This is a genomic window from Propionicimonas sp. (assembly GCF_047606205.1).
Classification (GTDB): domain Bacteria; phylum Actinomycetota; class Actinomycetes; order Propionibacteriales; family Propionibacteriaceae; genus Propionicimonas.
In genome coordinates this window covers 1-2,559 of the sequence record NZ_JASGES010000107.1, presented here as the reverse complement: position 1 = coordinate 2,559, position 2,559 = coordinate 1, and the positions used below count along the sequence as shown (strand labels likewise).

At 69.2% G+C, this 2,559-nt stretch carries 6 protein-coding genes; all 6 read left to right on the top strand.

Annotated elements, in window-relative coordinates:
- On the top strand, window positions 1–380 hold a 380-nt coding region (locus tag QM633_RS06940; RefSeq protein ID WP_415153008.1), incomplete at its 5' end, for a hypothetical protein.
- 50 nt (window positions 381–430) lie between these two features.
- The gene (locus QM633_RS06935; RefSeq protein WP_415153007.1) at window positions 431–625 is read left to right on the top strand and encodes an AtpZ/AtpI family protein; all 195 of its coding nucleotides are present in this window, start codon (window positions 431–433) and stop codon (window positions 623–625) included.
- Between the two features lie 19 nt (window positions 626–644).
- On the top strand, window positions 645–1,502 hold the full coding sequence (atpB, locus tag QM633_RS06930; RefSeq protein ID WP_415153006.1) for a F0F1 ATP synthase subunit A: 858 nt from the start codon (window positions 645–647) through the stop codon (window positions 1,500–1,502).
- A 31-nt stretch (window positions 1,503–1,533) separates the two neighbouring features.
- The gene (atpE, locus tag QM633_RS06925) at window positions 1,534–1,761 is read left to right on the top strand and encodes an ATP synthase F0 subunit C (RefSeq protein ID WP_415153005.1); all 228 of its coding nucleotides are present in this window, start codon (window positions 1,534–1,536) and stop codon (window positions 1,759–1,761) included.
- 11 nt (window positions 1,762–1,772) lie between these two features.
- The gene (locus tag QM633_RS06920; protein WP_415153004.1) at window positions 1,773–2,309 is read left to right on the top strand and encodes a F0F1 ATP synthase subunit B; all 537 of its coding nucleotides are present in this window, start codon (window positions 1,773–1,775) and stop codon (window positions 2,307–2,309) included.
- Window positions 2,306–2,559: hypothetical protein (locus tag QM633_RS06915; RefSeq protein ID WP_415153003.1), on the top strand; the 254-nt coding region annotated here is incomplete at its 3' end. The genes QM633_RS06920 and QM633_RS06915, both read left to right, overlap by 4 nt.

The window sequence follows — 2,559 nt, the reverse complement described above, 5'->3', positions numbered from 1 at the left end:
GCCATATCGCGATGGTGGTGTGCGTGGTCGGGTTCGGGCTGTCCGGGGGCGTCCTGCCCGCGGTGTCGGCGGCGATCGCCGGCGTCCTGACCATCGCCTTCTTCACCATCGGGCAGGCCGTCCAGGTCCTCGTCGCGGACGCGGAGCCCGGCCGCGTCCTGCTGGCTGCGCTGCTCTCCTACGCCGGACGGATGGGCGCGCTCGGTGTCCTGCTGGCGCTCGCGCTGGCGAACCGGGAGCGGCTCGCCGGAATGGATCCGGTGGCGGTGGTGGTGACCACGATCGCGGTCGTCGCGGGCTGGCTGGCCGCCGAGATCCGTGTGTTCGCGCGGCTGCGCATCCCGGTGTTCGACGAAACCGAGCGACAGGGCGACGGCTAGCCCCGAAGTGGTGCTGAGCACTCATTCCGGCTGATAGTGTGCGAAGGACCATGGGTGAGCAGAGCGGTATGGACGCGGGTCTCCGCGTTCTCAGCATCCTGATTGCCGGGCTGATCTTCTACGGTGGGCTGGGCTGGTTGCTGGACGCGTGGCTGCACACCTCCTGGTGCCTACCCGTGGGCATCGTCGTCGGCACGGCAGCCGGCGTGTACCTGGTCATCGCGAAGTACGGACGCTCGGTGTGAGTGCCAGACAGGAGAGTGCATGCCCGGCCTGGTCGGACTGCTGATCCCCCTCGAATGGGCGGTCTGCCTCGGTGAAGGCGCCGAGCACGGGAGTGAGGGCGCTTCCAGCTCGGGGTTTCCGCCCGGCGTCTCCAGCTTCTGCTCGCGCGCCCTCTTTCCCGGCCTCGGCGACGACTTCGGGTGGCTGAACAACCAGCTGGCCCAGGCGGTCATCGCTGCCGCGCTGGTGATCGGCTTCTGGCTGTGGGTCTCGCGCGACCACACCGTCGTTCCCGGCAGGCGCCAGTTCGTCGGCGAGTACCTGTACAACGTGATCCGCAACAGCATCGCCCGGGACATCCTCGGCCACGACTACCGGCGGTTCCTGCCGTACCTGGTCGCCCTGTTCAGCTTCATCCTGGTGAACAACCTGTTCGGCGAGTTCTTCCTGTTCATGTTTCCGACCTTCTCCAAGATCGGGTACCCCTACGGGCTGGCGCTGCTGTCGTGGATCCTCTACAACGCCGCCGGCATCTCGAAGTCGGGCTTCCTCGGCTATCTGAAGAAGAGCACCCTGCCCGCCGGCGTCCCCGTCTTCCTGTGGGTGCTGATCATCCCGCTGGAGTTCCTGTCCAACTTCATCGTCCGGCCGATCACGCTGGCGCTGCGTCTGTTCGCCAACCTGTTCGCCGGCCACCTGGTCGTGATGGTCTTCGTCGTCGGCGGCACCCTGCTGCTGGAGAGCGGATCCCTGGCCTACATGGCCGCCGGCGGGGTGTCGCTCATCTTCAGCTTCGCGATCTTCGCCCTGGAGATCTTCGTCGGGGTCCTGCAGGCCTACATCTTCACCGTCCTCACCGCCCAATACGTCTCCTCGGCCCTCGCCGAAGAACACTGAGCACGCCAACCAACCCGAAAGGAAAGTGCACATGCTCCCCCTGGAAGTCATCATGAACGGCTCCCTGAACATGCTCGGCTACGGTCTGGCGACGCTCGGCCCGGGCCTCGGCGTGGCCTGGATCTTCTCCTCGGTCATCAACGGGACCGCCCGCCAGCCCGAGGCCCGCGGCGCGATGATGGGCACCGCCTGGATCGGCTTCGCCGTGGTTGAGGCGCTGGCCATCATCGGCATCGCCCTGGCCTTCGTCATTCAGTGAGGCTGGTCGGCATGCTGCCGCTCGAGCTGGACCTCGGTCCACTGCTCCCCGAGCACCTCTCCGAGCTGATCGCGGGCATCGTCCTGTTCGGTATCATCTGGTGGGTCGTGGCGAAGAAGGTCGTCCCCGTGTTCGAGGAGACCTACGCCGAGCGCACCGCGGAGATCACCGGCGGGATCGAGAAGGCGGAGGCGGCGCAGAAGGAGGCCGCTGCCGCGCTCGCCGAGTACCAGGCCCAGCTGGCGACCGCACGGGAGGAGGCCGCCCGGATCCGTGAGGACGCGCGGGCGCAGGCCGTGACCCTCGCGGCCGAGATCCGCGAGGCCGCCCACGCCGACTCGGCCCGGATGATCGCCACGGCCAAGGCGCAGATCGAGGCCGAGAGGACGCAGGTGATCGGCCAGCTCCGCGCGGAGGTGGGCGGTCTGGCCACCCAACTCGCCGGACGCATCGTCGGGGAGTCCCTCGACGAGGACGACCGGGCCCGCCGCACGGTGGACCGGTTCATCGCCGAACTCGAGGCCGAGCCGGTGCAGGGCCCCGCATGAGCGCGGCCGCGCAGGCCCGGCTCTCCGAGCTCGACCGGGCCATGGACGCCCAGCAGGCGAGCCCGGAGATCGCTGCGGACCTGTTCGCCGTGGCGGACCTCCTGACGGCGAACCCGCCGCTGCGCAACGCGATGGCCGACCCGACGGTCCCCGACGACCGCCGGCGGGCATTCGCGGAGGGCCTGCTGGCCGGCCGACTGGGCCCGGGTGCGACCGCGGTGGCGGCGGCTGCGGCCGGCCTGCGCTGGGG